At 61.5% G+C, this 19,552-nt stretch carries 16 protein-coding genes; 11 read left to right on the top strand and 5 right to left on the bottom strand.

Annotated elements, in window-relative coordinates; translation table 11 throughout:
* Nucleotides 1-12 precede the first annotated feature (12 nt).
* Nucleotides 13-1,869 carry a DUF2264 domain-containing protein gene (locus RHIBUN_RS0111965; protein WP_025659759.1) on the top strand — a complete coding sequence of 619 codons (1,857 nt, stop codon included), beginning with the start codon at nt 13-15 and terminating at the stop codon, nt 1,867-1,869.
* Nucleotides 1,866-2,876, top strand: coding sequence for a hydroxyacid dehydrogenase (locus tag RHIBUN_RS0111960; RefSeq protein ID WP_025659758.1), 1,011 nt, complete (start codon nt 1,866-1,868; stop codon nt 2,874-2,876). Before RHIBUN_RS0111965 ends, RHIBUN_RS0111960 begins: the two co-directional genes overlap by 4 nt.
* Here RHIBUN_RS0111960 and RHIBUN_RS0111955 read toward each other — a convergent pair.
* Complete coding sequence (locus RHIBUN_RS0111955) at nt 2,873-4,147, bottom strand: Gfo/Idh/MocA family oxidoreductase (RefSeq protein ID WP_025659757.1); 1,275 nt, start codon at nt 4,145-4,147, stop codon at nt 2,873-2,875. The genes RHIBUN_RS0111960 and RHIBUN_RS0111955 overlap by 4 nt on opposite strands.
* A gap of 158 nt (nt 4,148-4,305) precedes the next feature.
* Nucleotides 4,306-4,983 (bottom strand): TetR/AcrR family transcriptional regulator, encoded by a 678-nt coding sequence (locus RHIBUN_RS0111950; protein ID WP_025659756.1) that lies wholly within the window; start codon nt 4,981-4,983, stop codon nt 4,306-4,308.
* 200 nt (nt 4,984-5,183) lie between these two features.
* Here RHIBUN_RS0111950 and RHIBUN_RS0111945 point away from each other — a divergent pair, with 200 nt between their 5' ends.
* From RHIBUN_RS0111945 to RHIBUN_RS0111915, 7 genes are all read left to right on the top strand, one after another.
* Entirely contained in the window at nt 5,184-6,470 is a 1,287-nt protein-coding gene (locus RHIBUN_RS0111945) for an ABC transporter substrate-binding protein (protein ID WP_025659755.1), read from the top strand.
* A gap of 5 nt (nt 6,471-6,475) precedes the next feature.
* On the top strand, nt 6,476-7,432 hold the full coding sequence (locus RHIBUN_RS0111940) for a sugar ABC transporter permease (protein ID WP_025659754.1): 957 nt from the start codon (nt 6,476-6,478) through the stop codon (nt 7,430-7,432).
* Nucleotides 7,425-8,309: a carbohydrate ABC transporter permease gene (locus RHIBUN_RS0111935; RefSeq protein ID WP_025659753.1), complete on the top strand. Its 885-nt coding sequence runs from the start codon at nt 7,425-7,427 to the stop codon at nt 8,307-8,309. Before RHIBUN_RS0111940 ends, RHIBUN_RS0111935 begins: the two co-directional genes overlap by 8 nt.
* Before the next feature lie 21 nt (nt 8,310-8,330).
* A complete protein-coding gene (locus RHIBUN_RS0111930) occupies nt 8,331-9,404 on the top strand; it encodes a Gfo/Idh/MocA family oxidoreductase (protein ID WP_018855355.1) in 1,074 nt (357 codons plus the stop codon).
* 24 nt (nt 9,405-9,428) lie between these two features.
* Entirely contained in the window at nt 9,429-10,508 is a 1,080-nt protein-coding gene (gene ugpC / locus RHIBUN_RS0111925) for a sn-glycerol-3-phosphate ABC transporter ATP-binding protein UgpC (protein WP_025659752.1), read from the top strand.
* Nucleotides 10,509-10,574: 66 nt separating this feature from the next.
* A complete protein-coding gene (locus RHIBUN_RS0111920) occupies nt 10,575-11,450 on the top strand; it encodes a phosphotransferase (RefSeq protein ID WP_025659751.1) in 876 nt (291 codons plus the stop codon).
* 1 nt (nt 11,451) lies between these two features.
* Nucleotides 11,452-13,902, top strand: a complete 2,451-nt coding sequence (locus RHIBUN_RS0111915; protein WP_025659750.1) for an FAD-dependent oxidoreductase — start codon at nt 11,452-11,454, stop codon at nt 13,900-13,902.
* 245 nt (nt 13,903-14,147) lie between these two features.
* Here RHIBUN_RS0111915 and RHIBUN_RS0111910 read toward each other — a convergent pair whose 3' ends face one another.
* Complete coding sequence (locus tag RHIBUN_RS0111910; RefSeq protein WP_025659749.1) at nt 14,148-15,602, bottom strand: mannitol dehydrogenase family protein; 1,455 nt, start codon at nt 15,600-15,602, stop codon at nt 14,148-14,150.
* Complete coding sequence (uxaC, locus tag RHIBUN_RS0111905) at nt 15,599-17,014, bottom strand: glucuronate isomerase (protein ID WP_025659748.1); 1,416 nt, start codon at nt 17,012-17,014, stop codon at nt 15,599-15,601. The genes RHIBUN_RS0111910 and uxaC overlap by 4 nt, the downstream gene beginning before the upstream one ends.
* A 181-nt stretch (nt 17,015-17,195) precedes the next feature.
* Here uxaC and RHIBUN_RS0111900 point away from each other — a divergent pair, with 181 nt between their 5' ends.
* Both RHIBUN_RS0111900 and RHIBUN_RS0111895 read left to right on the top strand, forming a co-directional pair.
* Nucleotides 17,196-17,405 (top strand): SlyX family protein, encoded by a 210-nt coding sequence (locus RHIBUN_RS0111900; protein ID WP_025659747.1) that lies wholly within the window; start codon nt 17,196-17,198, stop codon nt 17,403-17,405.
* Between the two features lie 118 nt (nt 17,406-17,523).
* Nucleotides 17,524-17,967 carry a PACE efflux transporter gene (locus RHIBUN_RS0111895; RefSeq protein WP_025659746.1) on the top strand — a complete coding sequence of 148 codons (444 nt, stop codon included), beginning with the start codon at nt 17,524-17,526 and terminating at the stop codon, nt 17,965-17,967.
* A gap of 72 nt (nt 17,968-18,039) precedes the next feature.
* Here the strand turns inward: RHIBUN_RS0111895 and RHIBUN_RS0111890 are convergent, their stop codons facing one another.
* Nucleotides 18,040-19,521, bottom strand: coding sequence for an NAD-dependent succinate-semialdehyde dehydrogenase (locus tag RHIBUN_RS0111890; protein WP_025659745.1), 1,482 nt, complete (start codon nt 19,519-19,521; stop codon nt 18,040-18,042).
* Nucleotides 19,522-19,552 lie beyond the last annotated feature (31 nt).

Below are 19,552 nucleotides of genomic sequence, written 5' to 3'. Positions count from 1 at the left end.
TGAGCAATGCCGATGACCTATGATCCCGCCAGTTCAAATCCGCTTGCCAACAATCCGCTGAAGACGCGCGAGGACATGTCGCGCGCGCTTCGCGACCTCTTCGATCCGCTGCTCCCCTATTTCTCGGCCGGCAATGCCCGCGTACGCCTTGACGGCGCAGCTGCGCATTTCGACCGCGCAGCAGCGGATCTCGAAGGCTTTGCGCGGCCGCTCTGGGGATTGGCGCCGTTTGGCGCCGGTGGCGGCGACTTTGCCGAATGGCATCGTATTGCCGAGGGTATCGCCAACGGTACGGACCCAAAGCATCCGGAATATTGGGGCACGGTCAACGGTCGAGACCAGCGCATGGTCGAGCTTGCGGCGCTCGGATTTGCCTTGGCGCTTGTGCCGGAGAAGGTCTGGGAGCCGCTTGGCGGCCGGGCGCGCGACAACGTGGTCGCCTATCTCAAGCATGCCCGGCAATTCGACTACGCCGATAACAACTGGAAATTCTTCCGCATCTTCGTCGACATCGCGCTCGACTGCGTCGGCGCCAATTTCGACCGGAGCCTGACCAAGCAGTATCTCGAGGAGCTTGAGGGCTTCTATCTCGGCGACGGCTGGTACCGCGACGGCAATGTTCGCCGGATCGACCATTACATTCCGTTCGCCATGCACTTCTATGGGCTGATCTATTCCAAGCTCGTCGATGACGACTACGCACAGCGTTACCGCGAACGCGCCCTCCTCTTTGCAAACGACTTCAAGCATTGGTTCGGCTCGGATGGCGCGACGATTCCCTTCGGCCGCAGCCTGACTTACCGTTTCGCCTGCTCCGGCTTCTGGTCGGCCCTCGCCTTAGCCAATCTTGAAGCGCTGCCCTGGGGCGAAATCAAGAGCCTTTGCCTGCAGCACCTGCGCTGGTGGAAGGACAAGCCGATGACCAACCGCGACGGCATTCTGTCGATCGGCTTCGGCTATCCCAACCTGCTGATGTCGGAAAACTACAATTCGGCTGGTTCGCCCTACTGGGCGTTCAAGGCGTTCCTGCCGCTGGCCCTGGCCGAAGATCACCCTTTCTGGACGGCTGAGGAAACGCCGCCCTTGGAAACTGTAAGCGTCCTGCCGCAACGCCATCCCGGTATGGTGCTCATGCGCAATGGCGGCGACGTCGTCGCGCTGTCCTCTGGCCAGGAGAACCTGCAGATGCGGTTCGGCACGGAGAAATACGCGAAGTTCGCCTATTCCAGCCGCTACGGTTTCAGCGTCGAATCCGACGAGCGCAACTTCGCCGGCGCGGCCTTCGATTCCGCCCTCGCCTTCAGTGATGATGGCCTGCACTACCGCGTTCGCGAGACCAACCGCGAAGCCAAGCTTGCGGGTGATGTTCTTTATTCCAAGTGGTCGCCATTCCGGGATGTGGATGTCGAAACCTGGCTGGTGCCGGCGGCACCATGGCACATCCGCGTCCACCGCATCAACACGCCCCGGCCGCTGCAGACGGCGGAGGGTGGCTTTGCGATCGCACGCCGGGATTTCGAGCTCGATACGCTGGTCGCGAATGGCTCAAGCGCCTATGCGATCGGCGAAGCCGATTTTAGCGGGATCACCGATATCGGCTCCCTGACGCCGCGCGCCGGTCTCACGCAGAAGGCTCCGCCGAATACCAACATGATCGTTGCGAAAACGCTGGTGCCGCAACTGCGTGGTGAAATTCCGGCAGGCCAAACGATCCTGATGACCGCCGTCCTTGCCGCCAACGACGCGGGCACTGTAACTGGCGCTTGGACCACTCCCCCAAAGGCTCCTGATGTTGCGGAGCTTGAAGCGCTTGTTGCGAGCGCGGGCATAAGGGTCAGCGCCATCGAGGCGCCAGGGCAGATGCCATGAGGCGCCCCTCCATCGCACTTGCGATGCAGCCTTCGCGAACGGAGCATGTCCTCACCGCGGAGGCCCTGCACCGGCTTGCCGAGATCGGCCAACTTCTCGATCCTCAACCGCTCCGGAGTTTTAGCGACGATCGCGCCCGGCGCATTCTCGCCGAGACTGACATTCTCATCACGGGTTGGGGATCGCCCTATGTCGGGCGCGAGGTAGTTGCGGCGGCCCCACGGCTGCGGCTGATCGCCCATGCGGCCGGAACAGTTAAGGGAATTGTCGACGAGCAGATCTTCGATGCCGGCATAGCCGTGACGCACGCCGCCGAGGCAAATTCGGTTCCCGTTGCGGAGTTCACGCTTGCGGCAATCATCTTCGCCGGCAAGCAGGTATTTCGCTTCCGCGACCTCTATCTGGCGGATCGCAATCGCGACCGGACGCACCCGATGCAACGGTTGGCGATCGGCAACTATCATCGCACGGTCGGCATCATCGGCGCCTCACGCATCGGCCGAAGAGTGATCGAGCTCTTGCGACCGTTCGAATATCGCGTCCTTCTTTTCGACCCCACCGTCGATGCGATCGAGGCAGTCAGCCTCGGAACCGAGAAGGCAGATCTGCCGACACTGATGATGCAGTCCGACATCGTCTCCGTGCACGCACCGTCGCTGCCATCGACGCGCCATATGATCGGAGCCCGGGAGCTGTCGCTGATGAAAGAAGGAGCGGCGCTGATCAATACGGCGCGTGGCGCCTTGATCGACGAAGCCGCGCTGCTGGAGACGCTCAGCACCGGGCGGATCGACGCGATCATCGACGTAACGGATCCTGAAGTCCCGGAGACGGCATCGGCCTTCTATGACCTGCCGAATGTGTTCCTGACGCCGCATATCGCCGGCGCGGTAGGGCTGGAGCGCGGGCGGCTCGGGGATATGGCAGTCGATGAAATAGAGCGGTTCACCAAAGGCGAACCGCTCCTCTATCAGATCCTGCGTCGCGACCTCGCCCTAATTGCTTAGCCGGCTTTCAGATTCGTCGAAGCGCCGCCCGGGACGATCTCGGGCATCAGGTCGGCGATCTTGACAACCTTGCCGCTGCGCGAGCTCGTCAGAGCAGCAATGCCGCACAGCACGGACATTGCGCCGGCCCGCGTCCCGGCACGCTGACCAAGCTTGTCTTCCATGCCCTGCTTGAAGATCATGTTGCGCATCCGGTCGTCGCCGCCGTAGTGGCCGCCCGAAGAATGCGGCACGACGATGCGTTCGACGGCCGGCTTGTCCTTCGGGAAATTGCGGACGAGCAGGATCGTGTCCTCGTCAGGCGTCTCCCATGGCTGTTTCTCGTATTGCCTGAGTTCGATACGCCCATGCGTGCCGTTGAAGGCGATGTGGTGGCCTTCGATCGGCTGGAAGGTGTTCAGCGAATAGGAAACGTGGACGTCGTTCTTGTAGCGGATGCTGACGACCATGGTGTCGGGGATGTCGATATCCTCGCGATAGACGCAGCCGTCTCGGAAGTAGCCGTCAATCTTCGACGGATCCTCGTAGAGCGTGTCGAGGAAGGGATCGGCCTCGAGGTCGAGGAAGTAGTCGCACTCACCCGAATGCGGACAGAGCTTGCAGCGTGGACCACGGAAGGGGCCCTTGCGCCCGTAGTTCTGCAGGTCGGCAAAGGAGGTGACGGCATCCGGATCGCTATCCAGATACCAGTTCAAAAGGTCGAAGTGGTGGGTCGCCTTGTGCACGAAGAGGCTGCCGGAATTTTCCGTGTAGGCGTGCCAGCGGCGGAAGTAGTCCGCACCGTGCTTGGTGTCGAGGTACCAGTGGAAGTCGACCGAAGTGACGCGGCCGATCTCGCCGGCGTTCAGCAGTTCCTTGATCCTGGCGGCCGTCGGCGAATAGCGATAATTGAACGAGACATCCACCCGCTTGCCGCTGCGCTTCTCCGCATCGAGGATACGGCGGATTTTGTCGACCGCTGTGGTCATCGGCTTTTCGGTGATGACGTCGATGCCCGCTTCCAGCGCGCGCACGACGATATCGTCATGCGTATAGTCGGGCGTGCAGACGATGACGAGATCGACCTGCTGCTCGGCGAGCATGGCATCGATGTTTTCGTAGATCGGCGCATTGCTGCCGATCATCGTGCGGGCTCGCTCGGCCCGCAGCGAGTTGGTATCCACGATCGCGACGAGATCCACATGCTCGCGCCAGCCGGCAAGCAGTTCCTTGCCCCACATGGTCGTGCCGCGGTTTCCCGTTCCAATCAAGGCAAAGCGACGTTTCTCCATCGAATGATCCTCCTCATGCGTATGAAACGAACAGCGTCCTGACGCCTGGCCGACAAAAACCGCGCCCGCTACTCGCGGCTCATGGCAAGGCTGTAACTAAACGGTTACCTGACGGCAGAGATGGTTTCCTGTCAATAGCCGATCTCGAATTTCGCGGATCAGGCAGAAATCGATGCGAGGGTCACGTGGACGATGTGGCGTTCCCAGGCATCGAGATTGCCGGGCTCGACCAGGTCGCGGCCGAAAATCGTCGAAAGCGTGTACTGATTGGACAGGTAGAAATATCCAAGCGAGGCAATCGTCAGATAGACATTGAGCGGATCGGCGTTTGCGATGAAGACACCGGCCTTCTTGCCGCGCTCCAGCACGTCGGAGAGTTCTCCAATCAGATGCGAATGCAACTCCTTGAGCCGGACGGATTGGCGCAGCCAGCGCGCGCGGTGAAGGTTCTCGGTCCCGAGCAGGCTGAGGAATTCGGGATGCTTCAGAAAATACCGCCAGGTAAACAGCGCCAGTTCGCCAATGCCTTCCTGCGGCGTCCTGTCGCCGATATGCAGCTCGCGCTCGGCGGTGCGGATACCAACATAGGCCTCCTCGAGCACCCTGAGATACAGCTGCTCCTTGTCGCCGAAGTAATGGTAGAGCATCCGCTTGTTTGTCCCGGCACGCTCGGCGATGGCATCGACACGAGCCCCGCCCATGCCGTTCTCGGCGAATTCCTTGGTCGCGGCCTCGAGGATTGCTGCACGAGTCCGTTCCGGATCGCGTTGCAGTACACGCTCGGGCGATTGCCGCCTTACTCTCTTCTTTTCCCCATTTCCGCCAGCGCCTTCCATCGGTTCACCTTTCTAATTTCCCCATTGCGCTCATAATACGTTGAGAACAGATTGTAAAAACGAGAAGCGAGAGGAGGGCTATCACATCAGCGCTTGACAGCCTCAACGCTTCTCCATAGCTTGTAACCAATTAGTTATTTGTTGCAAGAGAAACCAGCAAGGAGCGTGTGGAGGCGCTCCCCAAGGGAGGAGGAGAACAGATGACACTACGCGTAAGCAGACGTAACTTCATGGCGGGGGGAGCAACGCTTCTTTCACTGTCCGCACTGGGATCCAAGGCTTTTGCCGCCGACACCCGCTTGCGGCTTCTATGGTGGGGTTCGCAGCCCCGCGCCGATCGCACCAACAAGGTCTCGCAACTCTATCAGACAAAGAATGCGGGAACGTCCATCACCGGTGAATTCCTCGGATGGGGCGACTATTGGCCACGCCTGGCGACGCAGGTCGCCGGCCGCAATGCGCCCGACGTCATCCAGATGGACTACCGCTATATCGTTGAATATGCACGGCGCGGCGCGCTCGCCCCGCTCGAGTCCTACATGCCGTCGAAGCTCAATCTTGGCGATTTCGACCCGGCGCAGATCGAGGGCGGCAGCGTTGACGGGCACTTCTACGGCGTCAGCCTCGGCGCCAACGCCGCAGCGACCGTTCTGAACACCACCGCGTTCCAGGAAGCTGGCGTCGATCTGCCGACGCAGGCAACCACCTGGGAAGAGTTTGGCAAGATCGGTGCCGAGATTACCAAGGCCGGCAAGCGCAAGGGCTTCTTCGGCTTTGCCGACGGCAGTGGCAACGAACCGCTCCTGGAAAACTATCTCAGACAGCGCGGCAAGGCACTCTACACGGCCGATTCCAAGGTCGCGTTCGGCGCAGAGGACGCTTCTGAATGGTTCGACATGTGGAGCAAGTTCCGCGAAGCGAACGCCTGCGTGCCACCTGATGTCCAGGCGCTCTACAAGGATACGATCGACACTAGCCCGGTCACGCTCGGCAAGGCTGCTGCCGACTACGCGCACAGTAACCAGTTCGTCGGCTTCCAGGCCGTCAGCAAGGACAAGCTTGCGCTGAACAACTATCCGCGCATCAAGTCGGATTCGAAGGGCGGCCACTACCGCAAGCCGTCGATGTTCTTCTCCGTATCCTCGCAGTCGAAGGTGATCGACCAAGCTGTCGACTACGTCAACTTCTTCGTCACCAACCCCGATGCCGCTCTCGCGCTCGACGTCGAACGCGGTATTCCGGAATCGAAGGCGATGCGCGACGTCGTGGCTGCCAAGCTTGATGCAACAGGCAAGATCGCGCTCGACTATGTCAGCGGCCTTGGTGACCTTGCCGGCAAGTTGCCGCCGCCGCCGCCCTCCGGTGCCGGTGAAGGCCAGGTCGTGCTTCGCACGATCGCCGAGCAAATTGCCTTCGGCCAGCTTTCGCCGAGCGACGGTGGCAAGCAGTTGGTCGACGAACTCAGCCGCATTCTCGCCAAAGGCTGACGCGGATGAGTGATGTGATGCGCACGACCGCCCCGGAGGGTATCAAGAGTGAATATGGGGCGGCAGCCCAGGGGCGTTTCAAACGCCTCTGGACCGCCAATGCCCCAGGCTATCTCTTCCTTTTGCCGTGGCTGATCGGCTTCTTCGGGCTGACGCTCGGACCGGCCGTCATCTCGCTCTACCTCTCGTTCACGGATTTCGACATGATCCGGTCGGCCGAGTGGGTGGGCGCGGCAAACTACGTGCGCATCGCAACCGCCGACCCGAAATTTGCCGCAGCGATGCGGGTCACGCTGACTTATGTGGTGCTGTCGGTACCCTTCAAGCTGACCTTCGCGCTATTGGTCGCAATGGCCCTTAACAAGGGCGTTCGCGGCCTGCCGCTCTACCGCGCGATCTTCTATCTGCCGTCGTTGTTGGGCGGCAGCGTGGCGATCGCCGTCCTCTGGCGGCAACTGTTTGCCGGCGACGGACTGGTCAATGCCGCACTTGCCCACTTGGGCATCCAGGGACCGAGCTGGATCTCGCATCCGAGCTACTCGCTCTACACGCTCGTGGCACTCAGCGTCTGGCAGTTCGGCTCTCCGATGATCATCTTCCTGGCTGGTCTGCGGCAGATTCCGACCGACATGTATGAGGCGGCCAGCCTCGACGGAGCATCCAAGTTCCGGCAGTTCTACAAGATCACCCTGCCGCTCCTGACGCCTGTTATCTTCTTCAATGCCGTCGTCCAGACGATCGACGCCTTCAAGGCCTTCACGCCGGCCTTCATCATCTCGGGTGGGACGGGCGGACCGATCAATTCGACGCTGTTCTACACGCTCTATCTCTATCAGGAGGCTTTCGGAAACTTCCGCATGGGCTACGCCTCGGCGCTTGCCTGGATCCTCGTGCTGATCATCGCGATCTTCACTGCCTTCTCCTTCCTGACCTCGCGTTATTGGGTGCACTACGATGACTAACGGGATCACCACTGCTGTCACGGCGCCGCCGTCTGATATCACCAAGCGCACCTTTCCGACGTCAATCGCGATCCACACGCTGCTGATCCTTGGCTCGCTGCTGATGCTCTATCCGCTGCTGTGGATGGTGTCCGCTTCAGTCCGCCCAGAAAACGAGATCTTCTCGTCTACCTCGCTTATTCCGTCGTCGATCGACTTCTCGTCCTACCTGCGCGGCTGGATCGGGCTCGACATCACTTTCGGCCGCTTCTTCTGGAACTCGCTCGTCATCTCGATTTTGACAGTCATCGGCAATGTCGTTGCCTGCTCGCTGGCAGCCTATGCTTTTGCACGCCTGCGCTTTGCCGGCCGGAACTTCTGGTTTGCGATCATGCTCGGCACGCTGATGATCCCGTATCACGTGACGCTCATTCCGCAGTATGTGCTGTTCCTCAACCTCGGGTGGGTGAACACCATCCTGCCGCTTGTCGTGCCGAAGTTCCTGGCAAGCGATGCCTTCTTCATCTTCCTGATGGTTCAGTTCTTCCGCGGTATCCCGCGCGAGCTCGATGAGGCCGCCATGATGGACGGCTGCAGCGCCTGGCGCATCTATTGGAAGATCATGCTGCCGCTGTCGCTGCCGGTGCTTGCGACCGCCGCGATCTTCTCCTTCATCTGGACCTGGGACGACTTCTTCGGGCCATTGATCTACCTCAACGATATGAACACCTACACGATCCAGCTCGGTCTGCGCACATTCGTCGACTCGACCAGCGCATCGGATTGGGGCGGCCTGTTCGCCATGTCCACGCTGACGCTGGTGCCGGTGTTCTTCTTCTTCCTGTTCTTCCAGCGCCTGCTGATCGAGGGCATCGCCACGACCGGCATGAAGCGCTGATGCAATTACGGACATAGGTCAATGAGTATCAAGAGAGTTGCCATCGTCGGCTGCGGTATCGGCCGTTCACACATCGTCGAAGGCTACCTGCCGCATCCCGACAAGTTCAAGGTCGTGGCGATCTGCGACCTGAACGAGGAACGCCTGCGGGAAATCGGCGACGAATTCGACATCGCCAAGCGCACGACCTCGTTTGCCGATGTGCTTGATGACGCGAGTGTCGACATCGTCGATATCTGCACTCCGCCCGGCATTCACCTTGAGCAGGTGGTGGCAGCTCTCGCCGCCGGCAAGCACGTCATCTGCGAGAAGCCGCTAACCGGATCGCTTTCCGGCGTCGACACGATCATGGAGGCGGAGAAGACGGCCAAGGGCACGCTGATGCCGATCTTCCAGTATCGCTACGGCGACGGCATCGAGAAGGCGAAGCGGATCATCGAGGCGGGTATCGCGGGCAGGCCTTATCTGGGCTCGGTGGAGACTTTCTGGCGCCGAATGCCCGAATATTACTCCGTGCCCTGGCGCGGCAAATGGGCAACAGAGCTTGGGGGCGTGTTGGTAACCCATGCGCTGCACCTGCACGATATGCTGTTGCATCTGATGGGGCCGGTATCGAAGGTGTTCGGTCGCGTTGCAACTCGCGTCAACGACATCGAGGTCGAGGACTGTGCGTCGGCAAGCCTATTGATGCAGAGCGGCGCCTTCGTGTCTCTCTCCTGCACGCTGGGCTCCCAGGAGGAGATCAGCCGTTTGCGGCTGCACTTTGAAAACGTCACCTTCGAAAGCAATCATGAACCTTACTCGCCAGGCAAAGATCCATGGAAGATCATCGCCGCGAATGACGATGTGCAGGCGCGCATCAATGCCATCATCGGTCATTGGCGACCGGTCGCGCCGCGCTTTACCACGCAGATGGAGCATTTCCACGCCTTTCTCAGCGGCAATGGACCGCTGCCGGTGACAACAGGGGACGCGCGCCGCGCGCTGGAACTCGTGACCGCCATCTACCAATCGTCCGATACCGGCAGCGAAGTCATCCTGCCAATCGGATCGGACAGCCCGAAGTACGCCGACTGGCGTGCTCGCACGAAATAATGGACCAGGGAGGATCCTGAGATCATGGCAACAAGCGTCGTTCTCCAGAAGGTCGAGAAGCGGTACGGCTCCCTGGACGTCATTCACGGTATCGACCTGAAGATCGATCCCGGCGAGTTCGCGGTCTTTGTCGGCCCGTCAGGCTGTGGCAAGTCCACCCTGCTGCGCATGATCGCGGGGCTCGAGGAGATTAGCGGCGGCGCACTTCTACTCGACAACGAGCGGATGAATGAAGTGGCGCCGGCCAAGCGCGGCATCGCGATGGTCTTCCAGTCCTATGCCCTCTATCCCCATATGTCGGTTTACAAGAACCTTGCCTTTGGATTGGAGACTGCTGGCTACAAGAAAGCCGAAATCCAGCCGAAGGTGAAGCGCGCCGCCGAAATCCTGCAGATCGAAAAGCTGTTGGAGCGCAAGCCGAAGGCACTCTCCGGCGGCCAACGCCAGCGCGTGGCGATCGGCCGCGCGATCGTACGCGAGCCGCGCATCTTCCTATTCGACGAACCGCTCTCCAACCTCGACGCGGAACTGCGCGTGCAGATGCGTGTGGAGATTTCACGGCTGCACCGCAGCCTCGGCAACACGATGATCTACGTCACCCACGATCAGGTGGAAGCCATGACCATGGCCGACAAGATCGTCGTGCTGAACGCTGGCCGCATCGAGCAGGTCGGCGCACCGCTCGATCTCTACAACAATCCGGCCAACCGTTTCGTGGCAGGCTTTATCGGCAGCCCGAAGATGAACTTCCTGCAGGCGCGCGTCGAGCAGGTCGGCGAAGCCGAGACGACCATCAACGTCTGCGGCAATTCCGTTCGCCTGCCGCGCAGGCTCAAGGCCGAGGCCGGACAAACCGTCACTTTCGGCATCCGCCCGGAGCATCTCTCCGTGCTTGAAAACAGCGGTATCACGCTCGCGACCGTCAACGTGGATCTTGTCGAGAACCTCGGCGGCGCGACGATGCTCTATGCAACGACGCCGGATGGGCAGCAACTGACGATCGCGCTCGACGGGCAGCAGAAGGTCGAACGGGGGACGAACGTGAAGGCCTCGTTCGACCCGGCGCGGTGTCACGTCTTCGACGCCTCGGGTGCTACCATCTAGCACGCTTGACAGCCGATCCCGCTCTGGCCATGATTTCAATAGGATAGGCCGCGAGGGGAGACTAGCGTGACGCCTGAAGATCGGATTTATGCACTCGGCATCTGGCAGGGTCCGATCGAGATTGAGCCTATCACCGGCGGCATCACCAACCGGAATTATCTGGTGCGGGATCGCGCGGTTCGCCGTGTCGTTCGGCTCGGAGAAGACATTCCCGTTCATCACATCAGCCGGCAGAACGAGCTTGCCGCCAGCCACGCCGCACACGCAGCCGGGCTTTCGCCGGCCGTAATCCATCATCAGCCCGGCGTACTGGTCCTTGATTTCATCGAAGCCAGGGCGCTGACACCCGACGACATAAAGAATCCCGCAATGCTCAAGCGCGTGGTGCCGCTCGTGCACGCTTGTCATCGGGAGATCGCCCGACACTTCCGCGGCCCCGCCGCAATCTTCTGGGTGTTTCACGTCATTCGAGACTATGCGGCGCATCTCGCTGCCACCGGCAGCACCTATGTTGCGCGCCTGCCAGCCGCGCTTGAAAAAGCGGAGCGGCTCGAGAAGGCGGCCGGTCCCTTTGACATAGCCTTCGGCCACAACGATCTACTTGCGGCAAACTTCCTGGATGACGGCAAGCGCCTCTGGCTGATCGATTGGGACTATGCCGGCTTCAATACACCGCTCTTCGATCTCGGGGGGCTCGCCTCCAACAACCAGCTTGGCGAGGAGGACGAACACCAAATGCTGGAGATCTACTTCGGTCAGGCAGTGACGAGCGATCTCTGGTACCGCTACACGGCGATGAAATGCGCTTCGCTGCTGCGTGAGACGCTGTGGAGCATGGTCTCCGAGATCCATTCCACCATCGATTTCGACTATGCCGGCTATACGGCCGAGAATCTTGCGCGCTTCGAGCGCGCCTACGACCTTTTTGAACAGGACCGATAATATGACGAAGGAATTGCCAAAGACCGCCAAGGCGGTCGTCATCGGCGGCGGCATCATCGGCTGCTCGACGGCCTACCATCTCGGCAAGCTCGGCTGGACGGACACGGTTCTCCTCGAGCGCAAGAAGCTGACCTCGGGCACGACCTTTCATGCAGCCGGCCTCGTCGGCCAGCTGCGCACCAGCGCCAACATCACCCAGCTGCTCGGCTATTCCGTCGATCTCTACAAGAAACTGGAAGCCGAGACGGGGTTGGGCACCGGCTGGAAAATGAATGGCGGTCTCAGGCTTGCCTGCAACGAGGAACGCTGGACCGAAGTCAAACGGCAGGCGACGACGGCGCAATCCTTTGGGCTCGATATGCAGCTGCTGACACCGCAAGAGGCTTTCGACCTCTGGCCGCTGATGACGATAGACGACCTCGTCGGCGCCGCCTACCTGCCGACCGATGGCCAGGCCAATCCGTCCGATATCACGCAGGCGCTTGCCAAGGGCGCGCGCATGTCGGGCGTCTCGACATTCGAGGATACCGAGGTTCTCGATCTCGAGATAGACAAGGGCCGGATCCGCGCCGTGATCACCGAGCACGGGCGGATCGAGTGCGAGCGCGTCGTTGTCTGCGCTGGCCAGTGGACGCGATCCTTTGCTGCGCGCTTCGGCGTCAACGTGCCGCTCGTCTCCGTCGAGCACCAATACATCATCACCGAGTCCTTCGGCGTTCCGTCGAACCTGCCGACGCTGCGCGATCCGGACCGGCTGACCTATTACAAGGAAGAAGTCGGCGGCATCGTCATGGGCGGATATGAGCCGAACCCTATCCCCTGGGCGGTGAAGGGCATTCCCGAGGGCTTCCACTACACCCTGCTCGACAGCAATTTCGACCATTTCGAGCAGATCATGGAGCAGGCGCTTGGCCGCGTTCCGGCGCTCGAGTCTGTCGGTGTCAAGCAGCTGCTGAACGGACCGGAGAGCTTTACGCCTGATGGCAACTTCATTCTCGGCGAGGCCCCGGAGCTGAAGAATTTCTTCGTCGGTGCCGGCTTCAATGCCTTTGGCATCGCATCCGGCGGTGGTGCCGGCATGGCGCTGGCCGAATGGGTCGCCAAGGGCGAGCCGCCCTACGATCTCTGGCCGGTCGATCTCCGCCGCTTCGGCAGGCCGCATTTCGATACCGACTGGGTGCGAACCCGCACGCTCGAGGCCTATGGCAAGCATTACACGCTGGCCTTCCCCTTCGAGGAGTATTCGAGCGGCCGGCCGTGCCGCAAATCGCCGCTCTACGACCGGCTCAAGGCACAGGGCGCCTGCTTCGGCGAAAAGCTTGGCTGGGAAAGGCCAAACTGGTTTGCCGATCTCTTCGCCAACGAGGAACCGAAGGATGTCTACACCTATGGCCGCCAGAACTGGTTCGATGCCGTCGGCCGCGAGCACGAGGCTGTGCGCGAGGCCGCCGTCATCTTCGACCAGACCTCCTTCGCCAAGTTCGTGCTGAAGGGGCGCGATGCCGAGGCGGCGCTGTCGTGGATCGCCTCCAACGATGTTGCCAAACCGATCGGATCGCTGATTTACACGCAGATGCTGAACGACAAGGGCGGCATCGAATGCGACCTGACCTGTGCGCGCATCGCCAACGACGAATACTACATCGTCACCGGCACTGGCTTTGCGACCCACGATTTCGATTGGATAGCGCGCAGTATTCCGAGCGGAATGCATGCGGAACTTGTCGATGTCACCTCAGCCTACTCCGCGCTGTCTCTGATGGGGCCGAATGCGCGCGCCGTGCTGGAGAAGGTGACGAGCAGCGATGTTTCCAATGCGGCGTTCCCATTCGGTCGCGTCAAGACGATCGGCATTGCCGGCTGCCCGGTGCGGGCGCTGCGCATCACCTATGTCGGCGAGCTCGGCTACGAACTGCATGTGCCGGTTGAATATGCGACGACCGTTTATGATGCGCTGATGGCAGCGGGCGCTCCGCTGCAGCTTACCAATGCCGGTTACCGCGCCATCGAAAGCTGCCGCCTCGAGAAGGGCTATCGCGCCTGGGGCTCGGACATCGGTCCCGATCATACACCTGTTGAAGCCGGGCTTGGCTGGGCCGTGAAGACGAGGAAGGACACGCCGTTTCGCGGCCGCGAGGCGATCGAACGGCAGCTCGCGTCGGGCGTCAAAAAGATGCTCGCCTGCTTCGTGCCCGAGGATCCCGATATCGTGCTGCTTGGCCGCGAGACCATCTATCGCGACGGCAAGCGTGTGGGTTGGCTTTCCAGCGGCGGCTTCGGCTACACGATCGGGAAGCCGATCGGCTACGGCTATGTGCGCAACCCGGGCGGTGTGAGCGAAGATTTCGTGCTGTCCGGCAGCTACGAACTCGACGTGGCGCGCGAGCGCGTGCCCTGTCAGGTCTCGCTGAAACCGCTTTACGATCCCGATATGGCGCGCGTGAAGGGATAGGCACTGAGCCCAGGCGTCGTTCCTGTGCTTGTCACAGGAATCCAGCCACCGGCCGGGCGCGGTGAATGACCATAACTCGTGGAAAGGAACCTCCTGCGCCCAACGACTTGGGCGCAGGATCCCTGTGACAAGCACAGGGATGACGGGTCATGGGAGGGCAACGCGCCAAAACCCAGCCCTCGCCACAGATGGAAGGGCCTCGAAAATCCATACTGCGACGGCCCGCACCGTCGCAGCACCCTTCCTTAGAACAGCGGCAGCTTGTTGTCCTGGATCAGGATCTCAAGCTTGTTCGCCACATCCTCGGTCCAGCCGATATTGCCAGTCAGCGCCGCCGGGAAAAGGCCCGATAGTCCGAACAGGGCTTTCGACACCGCGCCGCCATTGCGCGGCACGTCGGCCAGGAGAGCAGCAATTTCCCCCGCGCGGGGATCGCGCAATTCGTAGCGTTCGCCATCCCGGTTAACGCCAAGGGCATAGCGCATCCAGGCAGCCACTGCGATCGCATAGGTTTCCGCCTTGCTGCCGTTCGCCAAGGCTTCGGCGGCCGGCTCGAGGAGGCGCTGCGGCAGCTTCTGCGTGCCGTCCATGGCGATCTGATAGGTGCGATGGGCAATCGCCTTGTTCGCAAAGCGCGCTATCAACTCGTCGGCATAGACTTCAAGATCGATACCGGGCACGGGATCGAGCGTGGCGGCGGCTGCGTTCATGTGGCGGCGCGCAAGCGCCGCAAGGCCGACGTCATCCATGACGTCGCGGATAAATTCATAGCCGCCTATGTAACCGAGATAGGCTAGCAGCGAGTGCGCGCCGTTCAGCATCCGCAGCTTCATCTTTTCGTAAGCGGAGACTTCCTCGACCATCAGCGCGCCGGCCTTTTCCCATTCCGGGCGGCCGTTGGCGAAGTGATCCTCGATCACCCATTGCGTGAAGGGTTCGGTCTCGATCGCCACCAGATCCTGCCTGCCCGTGTGTCTTTCGGCATCGCGATAGGTGGCATCCGTGCTTGCCGGCGTGATGCGATCGACCATGGTCGATGGGAAGGGCACGTTCTTTTCGATCCACTCACGAAGCTCCGGATCGATGCGAGCGGCGAACTCGAGCACGAGCCGCTTCAGGACGGCGCCGTTGCTCGGCAGGTTATCGCAGCTGAGCGGCGTGAACGGCGCGATACCCTTGGCGCGGCGGCGTGCAAGCCCCTCGACGATGTAGCCGATGACGCCACGGGGCGCATGGCGGTTGGCAAGGTCGGCGGCAATGTCGGGATGCTTCAAGTCCAAGCCGCCGGTCGCGGAATCGAAGCCGTAAGCCTTCTCGGTGACCGTCAGACTGACGATCTTGATCGCGGGATCCCCAAGCCGGGCAAGGAGATCGCCGGGATTGCGGGGCGCCACATGAGCGCGCAGGATCGGACCGATGATATTCGCCGTCGTACCCGATGTATCGCGCACGAGCATTGTATAGAGCCCGTTCTGCTCATTCAGGTGATCGGCAACGTCGGCTGTCCGCAGGCTCGCGACCTCGATGCCCCAATCGCCACCGGCGACCGCAATCGCGGCATCCGTGAACGGCGCGAAATGGGCGCGAAAGAATGCGCCGGGACCGAGATGCAGGATACCCGGCTTCAACCCGTTGCGATTATAGCCGGGAAGCTTGGCAGTCGGCGCGAGGTCGGAAAGGCTCGTCAGACGTTCGGTCACAGCTTGTATGCCTTCTTCGCATTTCCGTAGGAGAGCTCGCCGGCAACGATCTCGGCTTCCTTGCGGGACATGCGGTGTTCGGTCACGAACTGCGCCAGGAAGCGGCAGACCTCGCGGCGCCAGACATCGTGGCGCGCCGGGATCGACAGAAGCGCGCGCGTATCGTCGTTGAAGCCCGCCAGGTTGGCGAAACCGGCCGTCTCCACCACCTGGTCGAGATAGCGGCGAATGCCGTTCGGGCTGTCATGGAACCACCAGGGTGGGCCGATCATCAGGCAGGACCAGTGGCCGGCCATCGGCGCCAGCTCGCGGGCATAGGTCGTCTCGTCGAGGGTGAAGAGGAGGACGCGCAGGCCCGGCGCATGGCCGTACTTTGCGAGCATCGCCGAAAGCCCGCCGACCCAATCGGTCGGCGTCGGGATATCCGCGCCCATGTTCGGGCCGCGGGTCTGGAACAGTTCGCGATCGGTGTTGCGGCGCGAGCCGGCATGGATCTGCATCGTCATGCCGTCTTCGGCTGAAAGCCCGGCCATTTCGGTCAGCATCTGGCCGCGGTAAAGCTCCGTTTCCTCGGCGCTCAGCATCCCCTTGTGGGCCTTGTCGAGCAAGCGCTGCTTGTCAGCCAGCGGCAGGTCCGCCGTGAAGGCCGTCGGCACGCCATGGTCGGTGGCAGTCGCGCCGTACTGGCGGAAATAGGCGCGGCGCTTGCGGTGGGCATCGATCAGCCCATCCCACTTTGTCACGTCGCAATCGGTCAGTTCGCCAAGCCGAACCAGGTTTTCGCGGAAGCCGACGGCATCCGGGTCGGTGACGCTGTCCGGCCGGTAGGTGGTGCGGACGCGGCCGATCCAGCCGTCTTCCGCCATCTTCTGGTGATGCACCAGCGGGTCGAGCGCGCCTTCGGTCGTGGCGATCGTCTCGATACCGAAGCGCTTGTGCAGGGCGCGCGGGCGGAACTCCGGCAGCGCCAGCTGCGCATTGATATGGTCGTAAAGCGCATCCGCATTTTCAGGCGTCAGCGGCTCTTCACAGCCGAGGACGGCCGACATCGCATGATCGACCCAGAGGCTGGAGGGCGTACCGCGGAAGAGATGGTATTGCGCGGCGAAAGCGCGCCAGATGTCACGGCCCTTGGCGACCGGCTTGCCGTCGAGGCGAGGCACGCCGAGATCGTCGAGCTTGACGCCAACGCTGTGCAGCATGCGGAAGAGATAATGATCCGGAATGACAAGCAGCGAGGACGCATCCTCGAACGGCTTGTCGTCGGCAAACCACGACGGTTCCGTATGCCCGTGCGGGCTTACGATCGGCAGGGCCCGAACCGTCTCGTAGAGGTCCCGCGCGACCGTTCGGATTGCCGGATCGGCCGGAAAGAGCCGGTCTGGATGAAGAAAGCCGTTACCAAGATCCATGAGAATTCCTCCCTGAAGGGCTATGGCCCTACCCCACAACGTGGGGCGCGGCAAGGGCTTTTAGTAACCAAACGGTTCACTTTTGCAAATCGCACGTCACCGCCCTCGAAACGATTGACCGCGCGGACTATTTCCGCTTTTCAGATGGCATGACATTGGCCGGTTGCGGCGAGGAGGTTCCATGTCCGAAGAGACGAACCGCATTACAAAGCTCGAGGAAATCGTTGCCCATCAGGCAAAGACGATCGAGGAACTGTCCGATCAGCTAGCCGAACAATGGAAGGTCGTTGAGCAGACGCGGGCCAAGCTGGACAGGCTGACGGAACGGTTTCTGTCGCTTGAGGAGCAATCGCTGGAAGCGCCGGCGATTACACGGCCGCCGCACTACTGAGCAGGGTCCTGCCCTTGTTTTCGACTGCCGGAATACCTATTAAAAGGGTGTGAGGACGACCTCCCCCTCTATGGGCATCAACTCGGGACGACCCGAACATTCCCACTAGGGGTAGACCATGCGTAAAACCGCAGACCGTGTCCGTCACGCCATCAGCTTCGAAATTATCGGACTTGCGCTTGTCACGCCGCTCGGCGCGCTGGCCTTCGGCATGCCTATGGCCGATATCGGCGTGATCGGCGTCGCCGGCGCGACGCTCGCGACAGCCTGGAACTATCTCTACAATCTCGGCTTCGACCATCTGATGCAGTACCTCACCGGCGGCACGCAAAAGAATGTTGCGGTCCGCGTCCTGCATGCGGTCATGTTTGAGATTGGATTGCTGCTCGCGCTGCTGCCGATGATCGCCTGGTACCTCGACATCAGCGTCATCCAGGCGCTGACGATGGATGTGTCCTTCGCGCTTTTCTACGTGGTCTACGCGTTCGTCTTCAACTGGGCCTATGACCGCATCTTCCCGCTGCCGGATTGGCAGCTGGGAGGGCAAGCACGGCAAAGCTAACCGAAAAAGACGGGACCGCCGCGGCCGGCGATCCCGTTTGCAATGCCTCAACTGTCGTGAGCGACGTGTCGCTCAGACATTGCCCATGCAGAGATACTTCATCTCCAGATAGTCATCGGCACCGTGGCGCGAGCCTTCGCGGCCGAGGCCAGACTGCTTGATGCCGCCGAAGGGTGCCGTTTCCGTCGACATCAGGCCGGTATTGATGCCGACCATGCCGTATTCCAGCGCCTCTGCGACACGCCAGACCTTTTTCAGGTCGCCGGCGAAGAAGTAGGCGGCGAGGCCGAACTCGGTGTCGTTGGCCTGGGCGATCACATCCTCGACCGTATCGAAGCGGAAGAGCGGCGCGACGGGACCGAACGTTTCTTCGCGCGCGACCTTCATCTCGCGGGTGACGCCGGTGAGCACGGTCGGTGTGAAGAAGGTGCCGGCACCCTCGACGCGCTTGCCGCCCGTCAGAATCCTCGCTCCCCTCGAAACAGCATCTGCAACGTGGCTCTCCACCTTGGATAGGCCCTGCTCGTCGATCAACGGGCCGATCGTCACGCCTGCCTTGAAACCGTCACCAACGGCCATCGTCTCGACTTTGGCCGCAAGTTTGGCGGCGAAGGCATCATAGACTCCTGACTGGACATAAAGGCGGTTTGCGCAGACGCAGGTCTGGCCGGCATTGCGATACTTGGACGCCAGAGCGCCCTCGACCGCTGCGTCCAGATCCGCATCGTCAAAGACGATGAAGGGCGCGTTGCCCCCAAGCTCGAGGCTGATCTTCTTGATCTGATCGGCGCACTGGCGCATCAGAATGCGGCCGACCTCCGTCGATCCGGTGAAGCTGATCTTGCGCACCTTGTCGTTGCCGCAAAGCTCCTTGCCGATTGCCGGGCCGTCTTCTCCGACGATGACGTTGAAGACGCCGGCCGGAATACCGGCCTGCTCGGCGAGAACGGCAAGTGCCAGCGCCGACAGCGGCGTCTGCTCGGCAGGCTTTGAGACGACCGCGCAGCCGACAGCCAGCGCCGGGGCGATCTTGCGAGTGATCATCGCGGCCGGAAAATTCCAAGGCGTGATCGTGCCGACGACGCCAACCGGCTGCTTGATGACGATCATGCGCTTGTCGCTCGACGGCGCAGGGATTGTCTCGCCATAGATGCGTTTGGCCTCTTCCGCATACCATTCGACATAGGCTGCAGCGTAAAGGATCTCGCCGCGGGCCTCGGGGAAAGGCTTGCCCATTTCAGCGGTCAGGATGGCGGCCAGTTCATCGGCATGAGCGACCATCAGGTCATGCCATTTGCGCAGGATCCCGGCGCGCTCCTTTGCGGGCCGCGCGGCCCAGGCCGGCTGAGCAGCGTAGGCGGCGTCGATTGCTTCCCGCGTCTCGGCAGCCCCCATGTCGGGCAGCGAGGCGAGAACCTCGCCGGTGGCAGGATTGAGGACGTCAAAGGTCTTGGTCGCGCCGCCGGCCGTCCAGCTACCGTTGATATAGCCGGCATCGCGCAGGAACGGCGAGGAAAAGGGAACGTGTTTTGTCAATGCAGTCGTGAATGCCATGTCATGTAACTCCAGGCAAAGAAGGGATGGC

Source organism: Rhizobium sp. IBUN, from assembly GCF_000510625.1.
GTDB classification, from domain to species: Bacteria; Pseudomonadota; Alphaproteobacteria; order Rhizobiales; family Rhizobiaceae; genus Rhizobium; species Rhizobium altiplani.
This window is presented reverse-complemented; position numbering and strand designations above follow the sequence as displayed.

Excerpts from the sequence above, each read along its gene's own strand:
- RHIBUN_RS0111940 (WP_025659754.1), top strand. The coding sequence starts at position 6,476 with ATGAGTGATGTGATGCGCACGACCGCCCCGGAGGGTATCAAGAGTGAA.
- RHIBUN_RS0111915 (WP_025659750.1), top strand. The coding sequence starts at position 11,452 with ATGACGAAGGAATTGCCAAAGACCGCCAAGGCGGTCGTCATCGGCGGC.
- RHIBUN_RS0111930 (WP_018855355.1), top strand. The coding sequence starts at position 8,331 with ATGAGTATCAAGAGAGTTGCCATCGTCGGCTGCGGTATCGGCCGTTCA.
- RHIBUN_RS0111945 (WP_025659755.1), top strand. The coding sequence starts at position 5,184 with ATGACACTACGCGTAAGCAGACGTAACTTCATGGCGGGGGGAGCAACG.
- ugpC (WP_025659752.1), top strand. The coding sequence starts at position 9,429 with ATGGCAACAAGCGTCGTTCTCCAGAAGGTCGAGAAGCGGTACGGCTCC.
- RHIBUN_RS0111950 (WP_025659756.1), bottom strand. The coding sequence starts at position 4,983 with ATGGAAGGCGCTGGCGGAAATGGGGAAAAGAAGAGAGTAAGGCGGCAA.
- RHIBUN_RS0111960 (WP_025659758.1), top strand. The coding sequence starts at position 1,866 with ATGAGGCGCCCCTCCATCGCACTTGCGATGCAGCCTTCGCGAACGGAG.
- RHIBUN_RS0111890 (WP_025659745.1), bottom strand. The coding sequence starts at position 19,521 with ATGGCATTCACGACTGCATTGACAAAACACGTTCCCTTTTCCTCGCCG.
- RHIBUN_RS0111935 (WP_025659753.1), top strand. The coding sequence starts at position 7,425 with ATGACTAACGGGATCACCACTGCTGTCACGGCGCCGCCGTCTGATATC.
- RHIBUN_RS0111895 (WP_025659746.1), top strand. The coding sequence starts at position 17,524 with ATGCGTAAAACCGCAGACCGTGTCCGTCACGCCATCAGCTTCGAAATT.
- RHIBUN_RS0111955 (WP_025659757.1), bottom strand. The coding sequence starts at position 4,147 with ATGGAGAAACGTCGCTTTGCCTTGATTGGAACGGGAAACCGCGGCACG.
- uxaC (WP_025659748.1), bottom strand. The coding sequence starts at position 17,014 with ATGGATCTTGGTAACGGCTTTCTTCATCCAGACCGGCTCTTTCCGGCC.
- RHIBUN_RS0111965 (WP_025659759.1), top strand. The coding sequence starts at position 13 with ATGACCTATGATCCCGCCAGTTCAAATCCGCTTGCCAACAATCCGCTG.
- RHIBUN_RS0111900 (WP_025659747.1), top strand. The coding sequence starts at position 17,196 with ATGTCCGAAGAGACGAACCGCATTACAAAGCTCGAGGAAATCGTTGCC.